At 40.2% G+C, this 21,027-nt stretch carries 18 protein-coding genes and 10 tRNA genes (1 of these 28 only partly in view); 24 read left to right on the top strand and 4 right to left on the bottom strand.

Annotation, left to right across the window (positions count from 1 at the left end; translation table 11 throughout):
- The 10 genes from N4597_RS08430 to N4597_RS08385 form a co-directional block, all read left to right on the top strand.
- A tRNA-Glu gene (locus tag N4597_RS08430) sits at positions 1 to 70 on the top strand; it begins 2 nt to the left of the window's first position.
- Positions 71 to 75: 5 nt separating this feature from the next.
- Positions 76 to 148, top strand: a tRNA-Val gene (locus N4597_RS08425).
- Between the two features lie 8 nt (positions 149 to 156).
- A tRNA-Asp gene (locus N4597_RS08420) sits at positions 157 to 229 on the top strand.
- 28 nt (positions 230 to 257) lie between these two features.
- Positions 258 to 330: transfer RNA gene (locus N4597_RS08415), tRNA-Phe, on the top strand.
- Between the two features lie 4 nt (positions 331 to 334).
- Positions 335 to 417 (top strand) — tRNA-Tyr (locus N4597_RS08410).
- 74 nt (positions 418 to 491) lie between these two features.
- A tRNA-His gene (locus tag N4597_RS08405) sits at positions 492 to 564 on the top strand.
- Between the two features lie 7 nt (positions 565 to 571).
- Positions 572 to 644 (top strand) — tRNA-Gln (locus N4597_RS08400).
- Positions 645 to 660: 16 nt separating this feature from the next.
- A tRNA-Gln gene (locus tag N4597_RS08395) sits at positions 661 to 732 on the top strand.
- 19 nt (positions 733 to 751) lie between these two features.
- A tRNA-Cys gene (locus tag N4597_RS08390) sits at positions 752 to 822 on the top strand.
- Between the two features lie 5 nt (positions 823 to 827).
- Positions 828 to 911: transfer RNA gene (locus N4597_RS08385), tRNA-Leu, on the top strand.
- A 276-nt stretch (positions 912 to 1,187) separates the two neighbouring features.
- Here N4597_RS08385 and N4597_RS08380 read toward each other — a convergent pair.
- Positions 1,188 to 2,060: a LysR family transcriptional regulator gene (locus N4597_RS08380; protein ID WP_172579684.1), complete on the bottom strand. Its 873-nt coding sequence runs from the start codon at positions 2,058 to 2,060 to the stop codon at positions 1,188 to 1,190.
- Between the two features lie 108 nt (positions 2,061 to 2,168).
- Between N4597_RS08380 and N4597_RS08375 the strand changes: the two genes are divergently transcribed.
- From N4597_RS08375 to N4597_RS08360, 4 genes are all read left to right on the top strand, one after another.
- Positions 2,169 to 3,194 carry a YeiH family protein gene (locus N4597_RS08375; protein WP_089144104.1) on the top strand — a complete coding sequence of 342 codons (1,026 nt, stop codon included), beginning with the start codon at positions 2,169 to 2,171 and terminating at the stop codon, positions 3,192 to 3,194.
- 164 nt (positions 3,195 to 3,358) lie between these two features.
- Positions 3,359 to 3,961 (top strand): nitroreductase family protein, encoded by a 603-nt coding sequence (locus N4597_RS08370; protein ID WP_089144105.1) that lies wholly within the window; start codon positions 3,359 to 3,361, stop codon positions 3,959 to 3,961.
- A gap of 175 nt (positions 3,962 to 4,136) precedes the next feature.
- Entirely contained in the window at positions 4,137 to 5,786 is a 1,650-nt protein-coding gene (locus N4597_RS08365; protein WP_094130328.1) for a phosphoenolpyruvate carboxykinase (ATP), read from the top strand.
- A 210-nt stretch (positions 5,787 to 5,996) separates the two neighbouring features.
- Complete coding sequence (locus N4597_RS08360) at positions 5,997 to 7,298, top strand: ammonium transporter (RefSeq protein WP_260903408.1); 1,302 nt, start codon at positions 5,997 to 5,999, stop codon at positions 7,296 to 7,298.
- Between the two features lie 71 nt (positions 7,299 to 7,369).
- Here N4597_RS08360 and N4597_RS08355 read toward each other — a convergent pair whose 3' ends face one another.
- Positions 7,370 to 7,933, bottom strand: coding sequence for a TIGR01440 family protein (locus tag N4597_RS08355; protein WP_050612527.1), 564 nt, complete (start codon positions 7,931 to 7,933; stop codon positions 7,370 to 7,372).
- Positions 7,934 to 8,147: 214 nt separating this feature from the next.
- Here N4597_RS08355 and nrdD point away from each other — a divergent pair, with 214 nt between their 5' ends.
- The 3 genes from nrdD to cls all read left to right on the top strand — a co-directional run bounded on the left by nrdD (position 8,148) and on the right by cls (position 12,535).
- Positions 8,148 to 10,307, top strand: a complete 2,160-nt coding sequence (gene nrdD, locus N4597_RS08350; protein WP_207192541.1) for an anaerobic ribonucleoside-triphosphate reductase — start codon at positions 8,148 to 8,150, stop codon at positions 10,305 to 10,307.
- 14 nt (positions 10,308 to 10,321) lie between these two features.
- Positions 10,322 to 10,924 carry an anaerobic ribonucleoside-triphosphate reductase activating protein gene (nrdG, locus tag N4597_RS08345; RefSeq protein WP_167589041.1) on the top strand — a complete coding sequence of 201 codons (603 nt, stop codon included), beginning with the start codon at positions 10,322 to 10,324 and terminating at the stop codon, positions 10,922 to 10,924.
- A 66-nt stretch (positions 10,925 to 10,990) separates the two neighbouring features.
- On the top strand, positions 10,991 to 12,535 hold the full coding sequence (gene cls, locus N4597_RS08340; protein WP_167589040.1) for a cardiolipin synthase: 1,545 nt from the start codon (positions 10,991 to 10,993) through the stop codon (positions 12,533 to 12,535).
- A gap of 143 nt (positions 12,536 to 12,678) precedes the next feature.
- On the opposite strand, the gene N4597_RS08335 is transcribed toward cls, so the two are convergent.
- Positions 12,679 to 13,239: a M15 family metallopeptidase gene (locus N4597_RS08335; protein ID WP_094130322.1), complete on the bottom strand. Its 561-nt coding sequence runs from the start codon at positions 13,237 to 13,239 to the stop codon at positions 12,679 to 12,681.
- 348 nt (positions 13,240 to 13,587) lie between these two features.
- On the opposite strand from N4597_RS08335, the gene spxA reads away from it, so the two are divergent.
- The 4 genes from spxA (at position 13,588) to pepF (ending at position 17,807) form a co-directional block, all read left to right on the top strand.
- Positions 13,588 to 13,989: a transcriptional regulator SpxA gene (gene spxA, locus N4597_RS08330; protein ID WP_050612525.1), complete on the top strand. Its 402-nt coding sequence runs from the start codon at positions 13,588 to 13,590 to the stop codon at positions 13,987 to 13,989.
- Positions 13,990 to 14,105: 116 nt separating this feature from the next.
- Positions 14,106 to 14,864, top strand: coding sequence for an adaptor protein MecA (locus N4597_RS08325; protein ID WP_260903398.1), 759 nt, complete (start codon positions 14,106 to 14,108; stop codon positions 14,862 to 14,864).
- Between the two features lie 173 nt (positions 14,865 to 15,037).
- A complete protein-coding gene (locus tag N4597_RS08320) occupies positions 15,038 to 15,955 on the top strand; it encodes a competence protein CoiA (protein WP_260903395.1) in 918 nt (305 codons plus the stop codon).
- Between the two features lie 43 nt (positions 15,956 to 15,998).
- A complete protein-coding gene (pepF, locus tag N4597_RS08315) occupies positions 15,999 to 17,807 on the top strand; it encodes an oligoendopeptidase F (protein WP_260903393.1) in 1,809 nt (602 codons plus the stop codon).
- A gap of 49 nt (positions 17,808 to 17,856) precedes the next feature.
- Here the strand turns inward: pepF and N4597_RS08310 are convergent, their stop codons facing one another.
- Positions 17,857 to 18,495, bottom strand: coding sequence for a DsbA family protein (locus N4597_RS08310; RefSeq protein WP_225435949.1), 639 nt, complete (start codon positions 18,493 to 18,495; stop codon positions 17,857 to 17,859).
- 164 nt (positions 18,496 to 18,659) lie between these two features.
- Here N4597_RS08310 and N4597_RS08305 point away from each other — a divergent pair, with 164 nt between their 5' ends.
- From N4597_RS08305 to N4597_RS08295, 3 genes are read left to right on the top strand one after another with little or no spacing between them, the layout of a single operon-like run.
- Positions 18,660 to 19,301 carry a GTP pyrophosphokinase gene (locus N4597_RS08305; RefSeq protein WP_089144115.1) on the top strand — a complete coding sequence of 214 codons (642 nt, stop codon included), beginning with the start codon at positions 18,660 to 18,662 and terminating at the stop codon, positions 19,299 to 19,301.
- Between the two features lie 13 nt (positions 19,302 to 19,314).
- Positions 19,315 to 20,133 (top strand): NAD kinase, encoded by an 819-nt coding sequence (locus tag N4597_RS08300; protein ID WP_056976982.1) that lies wholly within the window; start codon positions 19,315 to 19,317, stop codon positions 20,131 to 20,133.
- A complete protein-coding gene (locus N4597_RS08295; RefSeq protein WP_170091372.1) occupies positions 20,123 to 21,016 on the top strand; it encodes an RluA family pseudouridine synthase in 894 nt (297 codons plus the stop codon). The genes N4597_RS08300 and N4597_RS08295 overlap by 11 nt, the downstream gene beginning before the upstream one ends.
- The last annotated feature ends 11 nt before the right edge of the window (positions 21,017 to 21,027 follow it).

Below are 21,027 nucleotides of genomic sequence, written 5' to 3'. Positions count from 1 at the left end.
CCCGTTGGTCAAGTGGTTAAGACACCGCCCTTTCACGGCGGTAACATGGGTTCAAATCCCGTACGGGTCACTTATGGAGGATTAGCTCAGTTGGGAGAGCGTCTGCCTTACAAGCAGAGGGTCACAGGTTCGAGCCCTGTATCCTCCATTGAAATTGGTCCATTGGAGTAGTGGTTATCTCGTCTCCCTGTCACGGAGAAGATCGTCGGTTCAAATCCGTCATGGACCGTTTATATCAAATAATGATATAAGTTAATGGCTCGGTAGCTCAGTCGGTAGAGCAATGGATTGAAGCTCCATGTGTCGGCGGTTCGATTCCGTCCCGCGCCATTATGGAAGGGTAGCGAAGTCTGGCTAAACGCGGCGGACTGTAAATCCGCTCCTTCGGGTTCGGTGGTTCGAATCCACTCCCTTCCATTTTATGGAATTATAGTTTAAGGAAAACGCATTGAGATATAGGTTCGATTCCTATTAGTTCCGACCAATTTATGGCGGTAGTGGCGAAGTGGTTAACGCACCGGATTGTGGCTCCGGCACGCGTGGGTTCGATTCCCACCTACCGCCCTTTCATATTTGGTATAGCCAACTGGTAAGGCAATGGACTTTGACTCCATACATGTTGGTTCGAATCCAACTACCTAATATGAATTATAGTATGTTTGGGGTATAGCCAAGCGGTAAGGCAACGGTTTTTGGTACCGTCATGCGCTGGTTCGAATCCAGCTACCCCAGTATTTTGTTGGTTATTTATGGCGGTATAGCCAAGTGGTAAGGCAGAGGTCTGCAAAACCTTTATCACCGGTTCAAATCCGGTTACCGCCTTTTATGCCGGTGTGGCGGAATTGGCAGACGCGCTAGACTCAAAATCTAGTGTCCCTTGGGACGTATCGGTTCGACCCCGATCACCGGTATTTTTAGAAACCGTTAGAAACAGTAAAGTCCGAGAAATCGGGCTTTTTTCTTTATAGTTACAGTTAAAATCAGTTAGAAATCGTGAAGTATTTGCAATCTGCTTATTTTGACTTGCTTCGTATTCTTGAAAAAATAGTTGTCCAAAAAGTTGTCCACAGATAATTGCTAGTAGTAACTGGTGACATTTTTAATAACGGACGGAGTAGAGAAAGACGCTAAAGGAACAGCAAACTAAATAGCATTCAGCCAGTGAAATGGCTGAATGCTATTTTTAGCTATAGACCTAGGATATTTAAGTAGTCTTTGGCAAAATAAGAGTTTTTACTATAAACGAGATAAATTGGATGGGTAATATTTAGGTTTTCAATTTTAAGTGGGATTAACTGCTTAGTAGCTAATTCTTGTTTAGCAACAGTTTGATAGATAAAACTAATTCCTAATCCCTTTAAGAGCAATGCCTTAATGGCCGTGGGACTTCCAACTTGATAGTTAAATTTAAAGTCACTGGGGGCAATATTACGGGAAGCTAAAATGGTTTTGAAAATATTATATGAACCTGATCCTTCTTCGCGATAAATGACGGGATAGTTAAGTAAATCACTGAAGCGGTACGTTTGCTCAGCGTTAAGCCCAAGCAGGGGTGAACAGACGGGGATAAATTTTTCTTCAGTAATAATGTGACTGGAAAATTTTTCCTTGGGAAAATTGCCTTCTATTAGAGCAAAATCAACTTTACCTGCTTGAACTGACTCAAGACAGAGTTTAGTATTAGCAATTTTACAGTTAAGCTTTGTAAAGGTATTATTTGCTTGAATCTTAGCGATAATATTAGGGGTAATTTCATTTGCAAGTGACATAGTTGTGGCAATTGTTAAGCTAGTTTGCAAGCTGCTAGGATGGTGCAGGTTAGTGATGAATTTATCAGTCTGAACCTTTAATGACTGGACATAAGTGAGTAGTTTTTCCCCCTCGCAAGTTAATTTTAACTGGCGGTTGTGGTAAGTAAATAATTTGACACCTAATTCATTTTCCAAACTAGTAAGTTGTTGTGAAACGGCTGGTTGGCTGATAAAGAGTTGTTTAGCCGCCTTTGTATAAGAGCCTAGCTGTGCCACTTTAATAAAAGTAAGGTATTTTTGTTCTAACATTTTCACACTTCCATAATTTTTACTTATGTATATATCTTAATTCATTATTTTTACTTATACAATTTTTCTGTTAAGATTATTTTAGTAATTAAAATGAGGAGGAAAATAATGGCGCAATTAGTTAAAACTAAGAGTTTTTGGTTGGCAATTTTAACCACCTTGATTTGTTCATTAGGGGGCTTGTTTTTATCCAAATTACCTTACCTCAGTCTAATAGGTGCCCTGGTAATTTCGTTATTGTTAGGAATGTTCTTACAAGTTAGCCCTAAGGTGGTTGCAGAGACTAAAGGTGGGATAGGCTTTATCTCAAATAAATTTTTGCGGTTAGGGATTATCTTGTTAGGATTTAAGTTAAACTTGATGACCTTAATTAACGCTGGGGTTAAGACAATCACCTTAGCAATAGTGGCAGTAACTTTTACAATCTGTTTAACCTATTATCTCTGTCATAAATTTGGGGCTGAAAAGGAACTAGCTTTACTGACAGCCTGTGGGTGCGGAATTTGTGGTGCTGCAGCCGTTATGGGGGTTTCACCACAGTTAGAGGATTCAGACTTATCTGCTGAACGGAAACGAGAAAACGAAGTTTTAGCAGTGGCTGTGGTCTGCGTAATGGGAACCTTTTTCACCCTAGTTGAAATTTTCTTAAAGCCACTACTGGGCTTGGATGCAACTCAGTTTGGAACGGTAGCGGGAGGCTCTTTACATGAAATTGCTCATGCGGTTGCTACTGGTGGTGCAGGTGGTTCTGTAAGTTTGCAGGCTGCCTTACTGATGAAATTATCACGGGTCTTATTATTGGCGCCGGTGGCTTTAATTGTCGGAATTTGGTATCAAAAAACAAGTAAGGTTACTAATCAGAGCCAATCTAAAAAGAAACTTCCAATTCCATGGTTCATGGGAGGCTTCATTTTAGCAAGCGTGGCAGGAACATTTTTACCATTTAACCAAGCTATGCTTGATTTCTTAGTTCAAGCTGCTTACCTATTTTTAGGGATGGCAATGGCAGCCTTAGGGATGAGCGTTAACTTTAGAGTTATTGCTCAAAGAGGGCGCAGTGTTTTTGCGGCAGCTTTTATTAGTTCGACTGCACTCTTAGTGTTAGTGACGATTGTAAGTAAACTGTTTTTTTAAGCTAATCTAGTATAAATAGTCGGTTTTTTCTACGTGAAAGGACCGGCTATTTTTAAGCTTCTGTAAAAAAATTACAAAAAGTATGAAAAATATATTTACTTACTAAAAATAAGTGTTATAATAAAAGCATAGTTAAGAAAAGACAGATATAGAGGAGAGATAAAATGTCAAATTCAGTTATTAATGATTTAAAGAAGCGTCGTTCAATTTATGCTTTGGGGGAAAATGTTAAGCAAAGTCCAGCCGAATTAGCAACAGTAATCAAGGATGCAATTAAGCACTCACCAACAGCCTTTAATAGCCAAACTGTTCGGGCCGTAATTTTATTTGGTGATAAGTCAAACAAGGTTTGGGATATCGTTGAAAAACGGCTTGAAACTGAAGTGCCTAACGAAGAAGCTTTCAAGAAGACTCAAGAAAAGATTGCTACTTTCAGAGCAGGTTTTGGAACTATTCTTTACTTCACAGATACAGATGTTGTTAAGAATTTAGAAGAAAACTTCCCATTGTACGCTGCTAACTTCCAAGATTGGTCAGAACAAGCTATTGGTGGGGCTCAACAAGCAGTTTGGGTTGCCTTGGCTAACGAAGGCGTTGGTGCGTCATTACAACACTACAACCCATTAATCGATGAAATGATTGCTAAGGAATTTAATATTCCTGCTAACTGGAAGTTACGCGCCCAAATGCCATTCGGTTCTATTGAAGCCCCTGCTGGTGAAAAAGAATTCATGGCAGATGAAGACCGCTTCCGCGTTGAAGAATAATAGTGCGGCTTTAATTAAATAAGTTTTTTTACCGGTATTTGACCGGAAATAAGAGGGTCCTAAGAAATATTCTTAGGATCTTTTTTAGTTTAAATATAAAAATTTCGATAAAATGTGGTAAAATAATAATTGAAAACGTTTTATATTAAGACTGTAAAAGTTAGGAGTGGTTGTGATGAGTACGCAAGGATGTTTTGCTGAAACGGAAATTAGAAAAGCTAACCCGATTTTTTCACAAGTTAGAACGACTGTTGAGACAGCCTTTTATGCTAATAATATGGTTGCTGTCAATGATGTGACGACTGCTTATAAATTAGCCGCTGCTAATCCAACGACAATTGTAACAGATTTGCCAATTATACATACAACTGAATTAGGTTTACCGGCAGACGCTAAAATGCTGGTAGATAATCATGGGGCCGTCGTAGGGAGAACCGCAGCTGCACGTCATTTAATAGGTGATCCTAAGGAAAACTCTGAAGAGCTAATTAAGGTTTTGCGGGATGCACTCTACGAGGGTTCCAAGCGTAAATTCTATAAAACCCAAGTGGTGGTGGGACTAGATAAGGACTTTATGCTTAAAGCCCACTTAGCAGTTCCAGTTGGCTTTGAGATGAACCTCTTGTCGTATCTACTTAATTTCCAAGCAATTAACGAAGAGTATCAAGAACTATATGCTAATTCAAAACAGTATCCAGAAGGGGATATCTATCTGTATGCAGACCCAGAATGGCAAGATGACAAGTATCCTAATGGCTTGGTAATTATTGATGCTAAGCACAATGTGGCTGCTGTTTTAGGGTTACGTTACTTTGGAGAACTTAAGAAGGGAACGCTAACCTTAGCATGGGCAACCGCCCACCGTAATGGTTATACAGCCTGTCACGGTGGGGCTAAGGCCTTTCACTTCAAGGACAAGCCTGACAAAGTTTTTGCTTTTTATGGCTTATCCGGTTCAGGTAAATCAACGCTAACTCATGCCAAGCATGGCGGTAAGTATGATATTACCGTCTTGCATGATGATGCATTTGTAATTTCACGTCAAGACGGTTCGTCAGTAGCACTAGAACCAGCATACTTTGACAAAACTAATGATTACCTACCTGGTACCAGGGAAACGACTTACTTCACGACGTTAATGAATGTCGGGGTAACGCTTAACAAGGAAGGCAAAAAGGTATTGGTCACAGAAGATTTGCGGAATGGTAATGGGCGGACCATTAAGTCGCGCTACTCATCTCTAAATCGGGTTGATAAAGAGGCTAGTCCGATGGACGCTATCTTTTGGATTATGAAGGATGATAGTTTACCACCGATTGTAAGGCTAGAAAATCCAACTGCAGCGGCGACCTTTGGGGTTACGCTGGCTACTAAACGTTCTAACGCCGAAAATGTAGTTGGTGCTGCGGATAAAAATGCCTTAGTAATTGAACCATTTGCGGATCCGTTTAGGGCTTATTCACTTTCAGAAGACTATCATGATTTTAAAGAGCTATTTGCTAAACGTAACGTGGCTTGTTACATTGTTAATACCGCCGCCTTTAATGGAATTGATATTAATAAAGAAGTAACGCTAGGCGTTTTAGAAGCGGTTGTTAACGAACAAGAAGGTTGGCAACAGTTTGGTAAGTTAGAAGATTTATCCTACATGCCAATCGAAGGTTATCCAGTTGATTTTACTGACCAAGATTACTTGTTGAAGTTGAAGACTCGCTTAGAAATTAGACGTGATTGGGTCAAGGATTATAACGAAGCACATCCTACTGATACCTTACCAGCAGAGATTTTAACTGAATTAGAGCGTTTGTTACAAGCGTTAGCTTAAAGTAAAAGTTAGTAAAGGGTATCTCTATCTAAGTTGATTGATAGAGATACCCTTTTTATGTAACTTTTAATAACATAAAACCGAGATATAGCGACTTAAAACCCGAATGTTAACGGCTTGAATATTAAAAAAGTATTAATGAACCTAATTTTCAGTAGTAAAAAATTAAAACTAAGTTATAATTTCTGACATAAGAGAGGAGTGGTTGCGATGTTAAACGAAGCCAATACGACATTTATTATTATTTCAACGATTTTAGTATTCTTTATGACTCCAGGTTTGGCCTTCTTTTATGGTGGTTTAGTTTCTAAGAAAAATGTTGTTAACACAATGTTATCCGTGTTTATTATTTGTGGGTTAGCGGTTATCATTTACATAGCTTTTGGGTATGATTTAAGTTTTACTGGCAATCTGTTTGGAATTGTTGGTAAGCTGCAACATCCATTTTTAAGTGGTTTGGACTTAAGTAAGGTGACTTTGCCTAAACAAGGTCTAGATACCGGTACCTACTTAAGTTTTCAAATGATGTTTGCTTTGATTACGCCCGCCTTATTTGTGGGGGCAATCGTAGGTCGGATGAGATTTAATTACCTACTGGCATTTATTGTTGGTTGGTCGATATTAATTTATTATCCCCTAGTTCACATGGTTTGGTCACCAAAGGGAATTTTAGCTAACTTAGGGGTGCTAGATTTTGCTGGGGGGACTGTGGTCCACATTAACGCCGGCATTACCGCCTTATTATTATCTCTTTTTCTTGGCAAACGGCTAAAAAAAGAGACTAGCCACTATAATTTGCCGTGGGTTTTATGTGGAACCGCCATTCTTTGGATTGGCTGGTATGGTTTTAATGCCGGTTCTGCTTTAGGAATCAATGGCCTAGCGGTTAACGCTTTTTTAGTCACGACGGTTGCAGCGGCATTTGCGATGCTTACTTGGATGGGATTGGATATCTATCTGAGCGGTAAGCCGAGTTTAGTTGGAGTTTGTACAGGGGCTTTATGTGGCCTAGTTGGTATTACACCTGCAGCGGGGTATGTAACTAGCGTTGGTGCTGTTTTGATTGGTTTTTTGTGTAGCCTAGTCAGCTTTGTATTTGTTACCTATGTGAAACCCAAACTTAGTTTTGATGATCCGCTAGATGCGTTTGGGTGTCACGGTGTGTCGGGAATCGTTGGTTCCGTTTTAACGGGAGCGTTCGCAACTAAGACCGTTAACCCGACCATTAGTGAGAATGGCTTATGTTATGGTGGAGGTTGGCACTTGTTAGGTATACAACTCCTAGGGACGTTAGCAACGATTGGATTTGTTAGCTTAATGTGCTTGCTGTTAATTCCGGCTTTGAGGCTGGTAATTAAGATGCGGGTAAGTCAACAAGAAGAATTGATTGGCCTAGATAGAAGCGAGCACGGGGAACGTGCAGACTACTTGGTAGATGAGCAGCATACGATTGAGCGTTACCCCCACGAGTTTAGGGGGCAACTTGAACGTTTGACTAACAAGTACAATTAAATTTAGGTTAATCGCAAAAAAGAAGTCTGTGGTTCTTGGTAGTAAGAATTACAGACTTCTTTTTGTTGCGATTAATTAAACGGATTCCATTCGTACTTAGCTCGTTTGCCTCCAATTAATTTAGGCCGGGAGCGCAAGTAAGTGGTGTGGGCTGCCCCGACTTCTTTAACAGAGGTTCTAACCGGGATTTGCACGAATTTAACGTGCATGCCAATGGAAGTGTCGCCTATATCCATGCCAGCTTTGGCGGTAATATGTTCTACTTCAACTGGATCTGTAAATTGTTCAAAGGCGGCGATTTGACCGGCCCCACCCGCATGAAGTGATGGGTAGACGGTGACTATTTCAAGCTGGTTTTCTTTAGCAACCGCTTTTTCAACCACTAGGGCGCGGTTTAAGTGCTCACAGCCTTGAACTGCCAAGTTAATTTGTAAGGGACGCAAGATTTCAAGGAGGGCAGCAATTACGGTACGTCCAACTTCAATATTAGAGTCCTTACCGATATGTTCTCCTTGAATTTCACTAGTGCTGCAGCCTAGTACAAAAATGTCCCCGGCTTCAAGGTTAGCTTGAGCCAGCAATTCTTTTAAACCGGTCTGGACTTGGGTTTTGATTTTTTCTAAGTCAAGTGTCATCAAAAGACCTTCTTTCCTACTTACTTATTCCCCATTATAACCTTAATCAAGCAGAATGTATAAAAAATTGCCAGTAATAATTTTATACAATATATTGTGCGATTTTTATTTTATTTACACAATATATTGTGTTTGTTATACTGGTGGTATAGAATATACTGTGGTAATTATTTTTTGGAGAAATAAGTTTTGATTGATTGAAGGGATGATAATCATGGAAGTACAAACAAAGAAAGTGGTTACAGGTTTGATTTTGCCAACCAAATTTATTAAGTGTGATGGTGAAGAAATGCCCTTCATGTTGTATAAGTTGGAATATTTATTGGATGTTTTAGGATTAAAGGCAGACCAAAATTTCTTATTAAGTCAAATGTTCCAAGCCTTAGGGATTGAAGAGGTTGTAACTGCTAAGCAAATGAGGGCGATTTTTAGGCAGGTCTTACTTGAAAATGGCTTTGATGATGAAGTAGCCAAGTACGATCAGGTCTACCAAGAACGACAAGTGAAGTGGCAAGAGGCGACTGACCCTAAGGTGCGGCTAGAGAAATTGCAAGCTAATGATCCCCGCTTAGTGCATGAAAATGCTAATAAGGACAGTCGGGTTTTTAATACACAAAGAGATTTGACGGCCGGAACGGTGGGAAAGACATTAGGTTTAAAGATGATGCCCGAACACGTAGCCAAGGCTCATTTGCGTGGTGATATTCATTACCATGACTTGGACTATACGCCGTTAAGTCCAATGACTAACTGTTGTTTAATTGACTTTAAAGAAATGTTAACCAACGGTTTTAAGATTGGGAATGCGGAGGTTGAAAGCCCTCATTCGATTCAAACTGCCACAGCGCAAATGGCACAAATTATCGCTAACGTTGCGTCTAGTCAGTATGGGGGTTGCTCTGCTGATAGAGTCGATGAGGTTTTAGAACCATTTGCTAAAAAGAATTATCAAAAACATTTGGTTGAAGCTAAGGAATATATCAGCACTGAAGCAAAGCAAATTGAATTTGCAAGAAAGCGGACCAAAAAGGATATTTACGATGCGATGCAAGGACTAGAGTATGAAATTAATACGCTCTTTTCTTCCCAGGGACAGACTCCTTTTACGACCCTTGGCTTTGGTTTGGGGACCTCTTGGATAGCACGAGAAATTCAAAAATCTATTCTGAAGATTAGAATTGCTGGTTTGGGCCGGGAAAAACGGACCGCTATTTTTCCTAAATTAGTTTTTACGATTAAGGCGGGACTTAATTTAAAGCCCGGGGAACCTAATTATGATATTAAAGAACTGGCCGTTAAATGTGCGACGAAGCGGATGTATCCAGACGTTTTAATGTATGACAAGATTAAGGAAATTACTGGCAGTTTCAAGGCGCCAATGGGTTGTCGGTCGTTTCTACAAGGCTGGCGTGATGAAACTGGAAAAGAGGTCAATTCAGGGCGGATGAATTTAGGGGTGGTAACCATTAACCTGCCGCGGATTGCCTTGTTTGCTAAGGGAGACCAAGAACTTTTTTGGCAAATTTTCGCAGAAAAGGTTGCACTTGCCAAGGAAGCGTTAGCTTTTAAAGTGAAACGGACCTTAGATGCTAAACCGGAAAATGCTCCGATTTTATATCAGTATGGGGCATTTGGAAAGCGGCTTAAACCTAATCAGTCAGTGGCGGAGTTATTTAAGAACGAGCGGGCCACGGTTTCACTAGGATATATTGGTTTGTATGAAGTTGCGACTACTTTTTATGGCCCCAATTGGGAGCATAACCAAGCGGCGCATGATTTTACGGTTGAAATTGTAAGACGCTTAGCCCAGGCCTGCAAGCAATGGTCACAGGAATCAGGTTATCATTATAGTGTTTATTCAACTCCAAGTGAGTCACTAACTGATCGTTTTTGTCGCCTAGACTTGCAAAAGTTTGGCAAGGTTAAGGATGTGACGGATAAGGAATACTACACTAATAGTTTCCACTATGACGTCAGAAAACATCCAAGCCCATTTGAAAAGTTAACCTTTGAAATGGACTATCCTCGCTATGCAGCCGGGGGCTTTATTCACTATTGTGAGTATCCTAACTTAAAACAAAATCCTAAGGCGTTGGAAGCTGTTTGGGACTTTGCTTATGACAAGGTCGGATACTTAGGGACCAACACGCCAATAGACCGTTGTTATAAGTGTGGCTTTGAAGGGGAATTTAAGGCAACCGCACGGGGGTTTGAGTGTCCAACTTGTGGCAACCATGACCCTAAAACTTGTGATTGTGTCAAGCGGACTTGTGGTTACCTAGGTAATCCTTTGCAACGGCCAATGGTTCACGGTCGCCATGTCGAAATTGCATCACGGGCTAAAAACTTAAGTCCTGAAATGAGGGAAGAATAGTGATTGAAGTGAAAATGAAGTGCAAAGACTTACAGGCTAGAGCTAAAGCCCCTAGATTGCCGCGCAATCCGGAGCCTAAAGAGTGGTTGGCAAGTAATTTAAGTCAGCAAAAAATTGCAGACTACAAGCCGTTTAACTTTGTTGATGGTGAAGGAGTAAGGTGTAGCTTGTATGTTAGTGGCTGCAAGTTTTCCTGTCCTGGTTGTTATAACAAGGTGGCCCAAAATTTTAACTACGGCTATGACTATACCAAGGCCTTAGAAGACCAAATTATTGCCGACTTAGGCCAGTCTTATGTTCAAGGGCTTACTTTATTGGGAGGAGAGCCTTTCTTAAACACACAAGTTTGCCTTCAATTGGTGAAGAGGGTCCGGGCTGAATACGGACACCAAAAGGATATTTGGTCTTGGAGTGGTTACACCTGGGAAGAGCTGCAAAAAGAATCTGCCGATAAACTAGAGCTTTTGAGTTACCTAGATATTTTGGTTGACGGTCGTTTTTTGGAAGCGCAAAAAGATTTAACCCTACAGTTCCGGGGGTCTGCGAACCAACGAATAATTGCTGTACCAGCCTCGCTTAAAGCCCGGCAGCCAATTTTATGGCAAGCGGAATTTTAATCCACTTATATTTAGGCTAAAATATAAGTAGAGGTGAGTGTAGTGAAGGAACATGAAATTCAGTTGCTGACTAAGCAAAAAAACGGGCTTGGTCGCATTTTATTTAGTCGCTTAGGGCTAGTAGTTTTGTTGTTACTGTTACAGTTGGTATGGATTTTTAGTTTATTCAAGTGGTTTAGTCAAGAATTTCCCCACTATACGGTGGCAGTAGTAGTTTTTGATTTTATAATGATGCTATATTTAGTCAACAGCAAGATTGATCCCAGTGCTAAAACAACGTGGCTATTACTAATAGCGATAGCCCCTTTATTTGGCTCGGTATTACTTCTGTATACGCAAAGTGATATCGGGCACCGGGCATTACGTAAACGAATTAGGCAGCTGGTTGCCGAAAGTAAGCACAGTCTAACCGAGGACAATTTAGCGTTGAAAAAACTGAAGTTAGAAGACGCTGATACTTACGGTTTAGCCAAGTATTTGCAAAGAACTAATGATAATTTTCCTGTTTATCAAGATACGAAGGTGACTTATTTTCCAATCGGAGAAGCGAAGTTTAAGGAAATGCTTCACCAGTTACGACAAGCTAAGCGGTTTATCTTTTTGGAATATTTCATTATTGCTGAAGGAAAGATGTGGGGTGAAATTCTAGCAATTCTAGCCCAAAAGGTTAAAGAGGGGGTAGAAGTTCGGGTAATGTATGACGGGATGTGTGAGTTTACCACCTTGAGTGTTGATTACCCGCAACGGTTAGCTAAATTGGGTATAAAAGCCAAGATGTTTTCACCTATTCACCCCTTTGTTTCTACTTACTATAATTACCGGGATCACCGTAAAATTTTAGTAATCGATGGACAGGTTGCCTTTACGGGTGGAGTTAACCTGGCTGATGAATACATCAACGAACTAGAACGTTTTGGTCATTGGAAAGATACCGCAATTATGCTTGAAGGAAAGGCGGTTAAGACCTTCACCCAGTTATTCTTGCAGATGTGGAATATTACCGAAAAAGAAGTGGATTTTTCTAAGTACCTAGAAGTTGAAAGTAAAGTGCCAGCCAAAACGAGTGGCTATGTGATTCCGTATGCAGATTTTCCCCTAGAGGAAGAAAAGGTTGCTGAAAATGTCTACATGGACATTTTAAATCGAGCGCATAACTACGTTCACATTATGACCCCTTACTTAATTTTAGATGGTAAAATGGAGCGGGCCTTGACCTTTGCGGCTGAACGCGGGGTGGATGTTGAGTTGATTTTGCCGGGAATTCCAGATAAGCCTATCCCATATGCTTTAGCCAAAACGCACTTCAAGCAGCTGTTACAAGCGGGGGTTAAGATATATCTTTACACCCCCGGCTTTGTTCACGCTAAGGTTTTTGTGGCCGATGATAAAAAAGCGGTGGTGGGAACAATTAACCTCGATTATCGTAGTTTATACCACCACTTTGAATGTGCAGCCTTTATGTATAAGACGGATTGCATTCCAGCGATTGCCGCTGATTTTGAGGAAACTAAGGCCAAGTCAACCCCAGTTACATTGGCAAGCCTCCAACAAGAGCCGGTGACAACCAAGGTGGTTGGTGCGTTGACTAAAACGATTGCGCCTTTATTGTAATTAGTCAGTAGTGCTGCTTTAATAATGGCAGATTAATAGGAATCAGGATTCAGAATAGAACTATAGGAAAGAGCAAAAAACGCTAGAAATCAAGCACTGGTTTCTAGCGTTTTTAAGGTGGGTTATTTTAATCTTTATACGGACTAGTAATCGTTAGGGTTGGCGCTTAAGGGGCCGTATTCATCCATTTGGCTATCACGGAAATCCCACCACTCGTTAGGATAACCAATGAAGCCTGCTTGGGTCATGGCATCATTGAGGAGGTTGTAATTAGCTAATGCTTCAGGGCTCCAGAGGTGCTTAGAAGATCGTTTAGCTTTTTCGCTGAAGTCGTCAAAAGCTGTTGGCATTACTAGTTCTTTACCTGCTAAGTCAGTTAAAGTAACGTCAAAGGTAACACCTTTTTGGTGGCTGAAGTTGGGGTTGGGCTTAGCAACAAAGGTGGGATCTGGATAAACCTCGAAGAGCTTTAATTGGGCGGAGACTGGACGGTAAGCATCCCAGACCTTGATGCGATAACCCTGCTTTTTCAAAATTTTGCTAGCTTCAGCTAATTTTTGGGCAGAACCCCTCCGGGCGATGGCGGTAGTAAAATCATATACCACTTGGCCGGTGAAATTATTAGGGGTAGCATAGGCTAATTCGATGATTAGGTCTTCAGTGAGTGTTTGTAAGTTAACAAAGTCAGATAGCTGTGTCTGCATATATTTTCCTCCTAAAACGTTTTCTTTATTATATAAATATTTTACAAGGTAGCCAGCAAACTTAACAAGTGTAACTTTAACCAATTAGTTAAAATTGTGTAAAATATACACTTTTGCTATTGATTAAATAAGTTTTTGTGAAAACCCCCGCAAGGAAACATTAGCCGGTCAATTAGTTTAAGAGTTGATATAATAATGATTTACAGATTTATAGTCAAAAAAACATTCAACCAGCCATAAATTTTTTTAGGGAGAAGGTATTAATTTTTTGAAATTTGATGTATAATAAGACGTGTAGAAAAGATTGTCGATAAAAGGTTAGGTTTTAACTGTAAAGGAGCGATTTTTATGGTTACACTATACACATCACCAAGTTGTACATCGTGCCGTAAAGCACGCGCTTGGTTAAAAGAACACGATATTCCTTTTACTGAGAGAAATATCTTTTCCGAACCACTAACGGTTAACGAAATTAAACAAATTTTGCAAATGACCGAAGATGGAACGGAAGAAATTATTTCTAAACGGTCTAAAATTTATCAAGATTTACACGTTGAAATTGATGAACTCCCATTAAAAGATTTATTTGAGTTAATTCAGAATAACCCTGGCATTTTAAAGCGGCCTATCATCATGGATGATAAACGCCTACAAGTGGGTTACAATGAAGATGAAATTCGGCGTTTCTTACCACGAGAAGTGCGGGCGCTGGAATTACGAAAAGCACAGGAATTGGCAGGATTCTATTAAAGAGCAACCACCCATATCAATGGGTGGTTTTTTTTACGCTTTTCTGCTATGATAAAGGGGAGTATCAGTATTTAACTTTTTTTACTGATTAGTTTTGAGAGAAGGGGTGACCACTAATGGAAATGGAGAAAATCAACGAGAATACGATTAAAGTATCGCTTGAAAACGATGATTTAACCGAACGTGGGATAACCGTCCTTGACTTACTTGGAAACCAAAAAGAAATAGAAAGCTTTTTTTATAGTATCTTAGATGAGGTAGATACGGAGCACGAATTTCGTGAAACTGACGCGGTGACTTTTCAGCTGATGCCTAACCTTAATGGCTTGGAATTGTTTATCACCAAAATGGATCCAGATAGTGATGAAGAACCATTTTCCCCACTTAAAGAATTGGAAAAAAAAGGCAAACGGGTTCAACAGGTAGACATTAATGACTTAGGCGATGCGGATGATATCACGGATTTTATCCGTAAGCAGTTAGGTGCTGCCTTAGAAAAGAGTGAGAATAAGATGTTGACTGCCAATGATAGTGAAACTAAACGCTTGCAAGCTAAGTCGGATTACTTAGATGATCAAAGTAACATGCAAAAGCGTTACTTAGTATCGTTTGCCAATTTTGAAGACTTCATCCAACTAGTCAAGGAACTAGATGTAGATGGGGTTGCATCTAACTTGTATAAGTATGACGATAAATATTATTTAGAGTTAATCTTTTTTGTTGATCAAGTCAATGAAAATGAAATCAAAGATATTTTAGCGATTGCCTATGAGTACGGAGAAGTTGTTTCTTTTTCTGCTGCTGTAATCCAGGAGCGGGCACGATTAATTATGAAAAGAAATGCTTTAGAAATTGCGCGCGGTTACTTTGGTTAAAAGCTACTAAGTTCAAAGCAGGTCTGCTAGGGTTAGCAGGCCTGCTTTTAGTATGTTTAAGATTATCTTAAGAATAACGAAAAAAAGATTAATTCCTACTTTTTTTGCGAACTATAAAAGTAGGAGGTGTTTTTTTATGTTGTATGCGCAAACCGAGGCAAAACTTTTAGTAAGTGCCAATCAAGCTCAAAAGAACCATAGCTATTATTGTCCCAGGCTGTCATGAAAAGTTAATTTTAAAGCGGGGGTTAAAAAAGGTTGCCCACTTTGCTCATCCTAGGCATAGTTGCCAGCTATTTAGTGAAGGAGAAAGCGACGAACATTTGGAAGGTAAGAAATTTATTTATCACGAGCTAAAGCAGGCCGGCTGGCAGGTCCAATACGAGGCTTACCAGAGTGAGTTGCATCAACGACCTGATATTTTGGGACAAAAAGCTGGTTGCGGTCTAGTTGCATTTGAATATCAATGTGCCCCCATATCATTTCAAAAGTTGGTCTACCGCTCCAGGGGCTATAAGCAAGGGAGGTTAGCTTATATTTGGATTTTAGGTAAGCGCTATTTTTTAAAGGGGCGCTTAACTCAACAAAATGCAATGTTTATGCACTGGGCGCCTAACTTGGGCTTTTATCTGCTTTTTTTAGACATTGCACGCAAGCGCTTTGAAATTGACTATGCTATTCAGCAAGCCGATTTTTTGCCACTAAAATATTTGCGCCACTATGCTTACTCATTTCAAGAACTAGTAGCATTTTTGCATGCACGGCACGAAATTTGTTATTATCCGTTAACAGCCAAACAGATTATGACCCAAGAATACAAGTTTCAACAACAAATATATTATGGCAGTAAATCCCTAGCGAGTCTGCGGGCTTACTGTTATACCAAGGGGTTAACACTAGCTGATCTGCCTAAACAAATTTTTATAGACAGCTACCACCCGCCTCTTTATCGTAAGCCTTTATTGGTACTTAGGAGCTTTCAGCTATTAGATTACCAGGATACCCAAGCGGTGTTAAAAGATAGTTTATATTTGCTTCCCTTCGTTAGGATACCCCCCCACCTTGCTAGCAGCGGCTTGCAATTAACCTAGCTTTTGCTAAAATGAAGCTAATTATTACTAAGGAAGTGATTGGATGACTGAGGTAAAAAAATTACCCCAAAGAAAAGAAGTTCCCGTAGAATTAACTTGGGATTTAGAGTTGATTTTTGCAAATAGCGGTGAATTTGATACCGCTGTTACGGAGTTAGAGCAACAAGCAACAACTTTCTTAACCTATCAAGGCCAAGTAGGACAAAGTGCCCAAACGTTATTGACGGCTTTAGAAGCGTGGTTAGACTTAGATCGTGCCTTAGAGAAAATCTATGTCTATGCTAGCATGAAAAATGATCAAGATACTAAAAACGCTGAATATCAAGCGTTATTCACACGGGTTCAAAAGTTAGTGGCGGAAGTCTCCGCTAAGATAGCTTGGTTTGAACCAGAATTGCTGGCCTTATCCGAAGAAACGGTTGCAACTTACTTACAGGTTGAGCCTAAGTTACAGCAGTATCAACATTTATTGGAGGTACTATTAGCTAAAAAAGCCCATATTTTAAGCGACAAGGAAGAAGCCTTGTTAGCGGGAGCTAGTGATATTTTAGGAGCGCCCGAAAATATTTTTGGGGTACTAAACAATGCCGACTTTAAGTTTGCGCAAGTTAGTGATGAAGCGGGGAATAAAGTTCAACTATCACAGGGACTTTATGGAAAATTATTAGAATCCGTAAACCGGGAAGTAAGAAAAGAGGCCTTTGAAAAGCTTTACCTAGTCTATCATCAATTTAGACACACCCTGGCTACTACATTAGCTACCCACGTGCGGATGCATAATTTTGAAGCTAAATTACGTGGTTATAATTCAGCCCAAGAACGAGCCTTGGCAAGTAATTCCATTCCGGTTAAAGTATACACCACTTTACTGGAACAGGTTGAACAACACCTACCATTGTTACACCGATATGTTGAATTGAGAAAAAAGGTCTTAGGCCTAACCGAATTGCATATGTATGATTTGTATACTCCCCTTACAGGTAAAGCCAACTTAGCTTATACCTACGAGGAAGCTAAGCAAGAAAGTTTAAAGGCGCTAGCGGTACTTGGTGACGACTATTTAGGGCACGTGAAAGAAGCCTATGCTAGTCGGTGGATTGATGTGGTTGAAAACGAAGGTAAGAGAAGTGGTGCTTACTCTTCCGGGGTATATGATACTGCACCGTATATTTTATTAAACTGGCAAGATAATTTAGATAATTTATTTACACTTGTACATGAAATGGGTCACAGTATGCACACTTACCTTACAACGCATAACCAACCTTATCAGTACGGAGATTATCCCATCTTTTTAGCAGAAATTGCTTCAACCACTAACGAGAACTTGCTAACCCAATATTTGTTGGAGACGCAAAAAGATCCGCAAGTACAAGCTTATGTTTTAAATCATTATTTAGATGGGTTTAAGGGAACCGTGTTTAGACAAGCTCAGTTTGCCCAATTTGAGTTATGGCTACATGAACAAGAGGCTAGTGGCCAGGCATTAACAGCCGAAAAGTTAGCCGATTATTATGGTAAATTAAACCAACATTATTATGGTTCGGCCGTGGTTAATGACCAGCAAATTGCCTACGAATGGGCCCGGATTCCTCATTTTTACTATAATTTCTATGTTTATCAATATGCGACGGGATTTGCAGCGGCAACAACCCTTTCCCAAAATATTTTAAGCAAAGATCCAGCTAAGTTAACTGCTTACCTAGACTATCTTAAAGCGGGTAGTTCTAACTATCCACTTGAAGTTATGAAACAAGCTGGGGTAAATATGGAAGAAAGTGCCTACCTGCAAGAGGCGTTTAAAGTATTTGAAAAGCGGTTGAATCAATTAGAGGGTTTATTACTCAAATAGCATAATAAATAGCGAGCTCTTACTAGCAAAGTAAGGGCTCGCTATTTAGTTAACAAGGAGGCAGGTTAGATTTTTTTTGATTCTTAAGAGGGTGCAGTCTTTGGCGAGTTTGATGTTCTAAGATTAACTCCCGGGGGATGTTGCCATGGATAATACTTTCAAGGACATCAAAGGAATCGCAGCCTGTGACTGCTACCCCACAATCAAAGCCTTCCAAGTTATATAAAACCAAGGTAGGGTGATCTGTGACGTTCATTTTAGCAGCTAGCTGTTGGTCTTGTTGAAATTGGTGTTCCGTAAACTCTGATTGACGGTCCTCGAGAAACATATCGACATCTAGTTTACAGGCCTTAGCAGCGCTAAGGGCTAAGGCTTCGTTATAGCTAGTTGGTGAATTTAAGAAGGCTTGTTGGATGTACAGTAAAAAAGCTCGGCCTTTCTTCTTGCCCTGGAACAGCGCAGCTTTACAGTCGAGCGCAGCTTGATACAATTCCTTGGCAAGCTTATTTCTTTGTTCTAAATCGCCTAGGGGAATGTGGCGAGTCTTCATAACACTAGTAACCGTTTTGAGGGTTAGGAGTGGGATGAACCTAAAGTTAATTTGTTTATCTGATCGTGCCACCAGGGTTAAAATATCTTGTTCTGCTTGGTAGCACACTGCCCCAAGCGGGTTAATAAACAGATACATTTCTAACACAATCAATACCTCCAAACTAATACCGTTAGTTTAATTCTACTTATACTTTAACAAAATAAATGATTTTTGCAATTTTTTTGCCCTTAAAAAGCTAAGTAATCAATTATGCTAGGAATTGTGTTAAACTAGATAGGTACAGAAAGGTGGGATGTCCTATGATTGAAGATTGGCAACAATTTTTAGAACCATATGAACAGACCGTCGCTGAATTGAAATTAAAGCTACGTCAATTACGAAATCAATATCGACAACGAGGACAACATTCACCGATTGAATTTGTAACTGGACGAGTTAAGCCCATTGCTAGTATCGTTGAAAAAATGCAACGGCGCAATATTCGCCTTGACCGCTTGGAAGAGGATATGGAAGATATTGCTGGTGTCAGGGTGATGTGCCAATTTGTTGAAGATATTTACCTAGTAGTAGAGCTTTTGAAACAGCGTTATGATATGCAAGTGCTCGAGGAAAGAGATTATATCGCTAATCAAAAGGCAAGTGGCTACCGTTCGTATCATATTGTAATCTCCTATCCTATTCAGAGATTGGACGGACAAAGGGTTGTTAAAGCGGAAATCCAAATTAGAACTTTAGCGATGAATTTTTGGGCAACGATTGAACATTCCCTAAATTACAAATATCAAGGGGCATTTCCGCCAGAGCTAGCAGAGCGCTTGCGACGTTCTGCAGAAGCTGCCTTCATGTTAGACAAGGAAATGTCTGATATTAGAGAAGAAATTAAAGAGGCCCAAGTTTTATTTCAGACGAAACAAAAACCAAAAGTAGAAGACGATAAATAATAGGGGTTGAAAAATGAGAGTCGCAATTTTTGCCAATATGGGGCGGAAAACCCAAGCTGTGAAACAAAAGTTAACCAGAAAATTTCAAGAACGGCATTTTATAATTGATGAGGTTACTCCAGAAGTAGTGGTAACTATTGGTGGAGATGGGACCTTGCTATCTGCCTTTTATCATTATCGCCAGCAATTGGAAACAATCCGGTTTGTAGGGGTCCATACGGGGCATTTAGGTTTTTATACTGATTGGCGCGATGATGAAATTGATGACTTAGTTATCAGTTTACAGTCCGATAATCGGCAATCGGTATCTTACCCGTTATTGGACGTGTTGGTTCACTATAATAATCAAGATAGACCGCAACGTTTTTTAGCCTTAAATGAATCAACCTTAAAGCGTGCTAGTTCGACGATGGTCACCGACGTCTATATTGGGGGCGAATTATTTGAACGGTTCCGAGGAGACGGTCTATGTATTTCTACACCGACTGGGTCGACGGGGTATAATAAATCTGTCGGGGGAGCGGTAGTTCATCCTGATATGGAAGTAATGCAAATTGCAGAAATTAGTTCCATCAATAATAAGGTCTTTCGTACCTTAAGCTCGCCGATGATTATTGCGTCGAATGATTGGATTACTTTAAAACCAATGGCTAGTCGAGAAAATAAGCAGGATTTATTGTTGACCGTCGATTCTAACAGCTACCATGATCATAATATCCGCCAAATAAGGTATAAGATTGCCAAGGAACGAATTAAGTTTGCGAAGTACCGCCACACTCATTTTTGGCACCGAGTCCAAGAGGCATTTATAGGTGACGAGTATGGAGATTAAGTGGACTTACCAAGAACAAGCCCCGATAAAGCTAAAGACGTTTTTAAAACAAAAAGGATTATCGCGTCGCTTGCTAGCAACCATCCGTAATGATAATGGGCAAGTGGAAGTTAATGGCAAATCCGGCCGAATTGTGGATAAACTTTACCCGAACGATCAAGTTTGGCTACGGTTGCCGGTCGAAAAAAATCGCAAGCAAAGTCTAGCTAAATCCTATGTCCCCTTAAAGATTATCTATGAGGATCGAGATTTTTTGGTAATAGATAAACCTGCCCGGGTGGCGACTATTCCTTCGCGGTTGCATCCAGTAGATTCATTGGTCAATCGAGTTGCTGGTTATTATGACTTGCGAGGATATCAAGGGATTATTCCCCACGTGGCTACTAGGTTAGATCGGGATACATCTGGTTTGGTCTTATTTGCCAAGCACCGCTTAGCACATGCTTTATTAGACCAACAGCTACGTCAGCATGCAATTGACAAACGTTATTGGGCGCTTTTGACAGGATCAGTTACTTGGACTAAGTTAGAGGTTAACCAGCCAATTGCACGCTTGGCAACCAGCACAATGAAACGGGGAGTAGCCGCCGATGGTAAGGCGGCGTTAACAGACTTTGAAGTCATACACCGCTTAGGAAAAGCCACCTTGTGCCAGGTTAAGTTACATACTGGTAGAACACACCAGATTAGGGTGCATAGTCAGTATTTGGGGCACCCATTGGTTGGTGATGAATTGTATGGTGGGAATATAGAGCTGCCGCTTCAGCGCCAAGCCTTGCATTGTCAGCAGTTAAGTTTTTATCACCCTTTCTTGGAAAAACAGCTACGATTTATTAGCGAATTGCCGGCAGATATGCAAGGTTATATTGAAAAAAACAGATAAAAGAGGGATAA

It is taken from the genome of Ligilactobacillus agilis (assembly GCF_025311475.1).
Taxonomy (GTDB): Bacteria; Bacillota; Bacilli; order Lactobacillales; family Lactobacillaceae; genus Ligilactobacillus; species Ligilactobacillus agilis.
Note: the sequence above shows the minus strand (reverse complement) of the source record. Positions and strands in the feature narration are given on the sequence as shown.

Excerpts from the sequence above, each read along its gene's own strand:
- N4597_RS08380 (WP_172579684.1), bottom strand. The coding sequence starts at position 2,060 with ATGTTAGAACAAAAATACCTTACTTTTATTAAAGTGGCACAGCTAGGC.
- N4597_RS08375 (WP_089144104.1), top strand. The coding sequence starts at position 2,169 with ATGGCGCAATTAGTTAAAACTAAGAGTTTTTGGTTGGCAATTTTAACC.
- N4597_RS08370 (WP_089144105.1), top strand. The coding sequence starts at position 3,359 with ATGTCAAATTCAGTTATTAATGATTTAAAGAAGCGTCGTTCAATTTAT.
- N4597_RS08365 (WP_094130328.1), top strand. The coding sequence starts at position 4,137 with ATGAGTACGCAAGGATGTTTTGCTGAAACGGAAATTAGAAAAGCTAAC.
- N4597_RS08360 (WP_260903408.1), top strand. The coding sequence starts at position 5,997 with ATGTTAAACGAAGCCAATACGACATTTATTATTATTTCAACGATTTTA.
- N4597_RS08355 (WP_050612527.1), bottom strand. The coding sequence starts at position 7,933 with ATGACACTTGACTTAGAAAAAATCAAAACCCAAGTCCAGACCGGTTTA.
- nrdD (WP_207192541.1), top strand. The coding sequence starts at position 8,148 with ATGGAAGTACAAACAAAGAAAGTGGTTACAGGTTTGATTTTGCCAACC.
- nrdG (WP_167589041.1), top strand. The coding sequence starts at position 10,322 with ATGAAGTGCAAAGACTTACAGGCTAGAGCTAAAGCCCCTAGATTGCCG.
- N4597_RS08335 (WP_094130322.1), bottom strand. The coding sequence starts at position 13,239 with ATGCAGACACAGCTATCTGACTTTGTTAACTTACAAACACTCACTGAA.
- spxA (WP_050612525.1), top strand. The coding sequence starts at position 13,588 with ATGGTTACACTATACACATCACCAAGTTGTACATCGTGCCGTAAAGCA.
- N4597_RS08325 (WP_260903398.1), top strand. The coding sequence starts at position 14,106 with ATGGAAATGGAGAAAATCAACGAGAATACGATTAAAGTATCGCTTGAA.
- pepF (WP_260903393.1), top strand. The coding sequence starts at position 15,999 with ATGACTGAGGTAAAAAAATTACCCCAAAGAAAAGAAGTTCCCGTAGAA.
- N4597_RS08310 (WP_225435949.1), bottom strand. The coding sequence starts at position 18,495 with ATGTATCTGTTTATTAACCCGCTTGGGGCAGTGTGCTACCAAGCAGAA.
- N4597_RS08305 (WP_089144115.1), top strand. The coding sequence starts at position 18,660 with ATGATTGAAGATTGGCAACAATTTTTAGAACCATATGAACAGACCGTC.
- N4597_RS08300 (WP_056976982.1), top strand. The coding sequence starts at position 19,315 with ATGAGAGTCGCAATTTTTGCCAATATGGGGCGGAAAACCCAAGCTGTG.
- N4597_RS08295 (WP_170091372.1), top strand. The coding sequence starts at position 20,123 with ATGGAGATTAAGTGGACTTACCAAGAACAAGCCCCGATAAAGCTAAAG.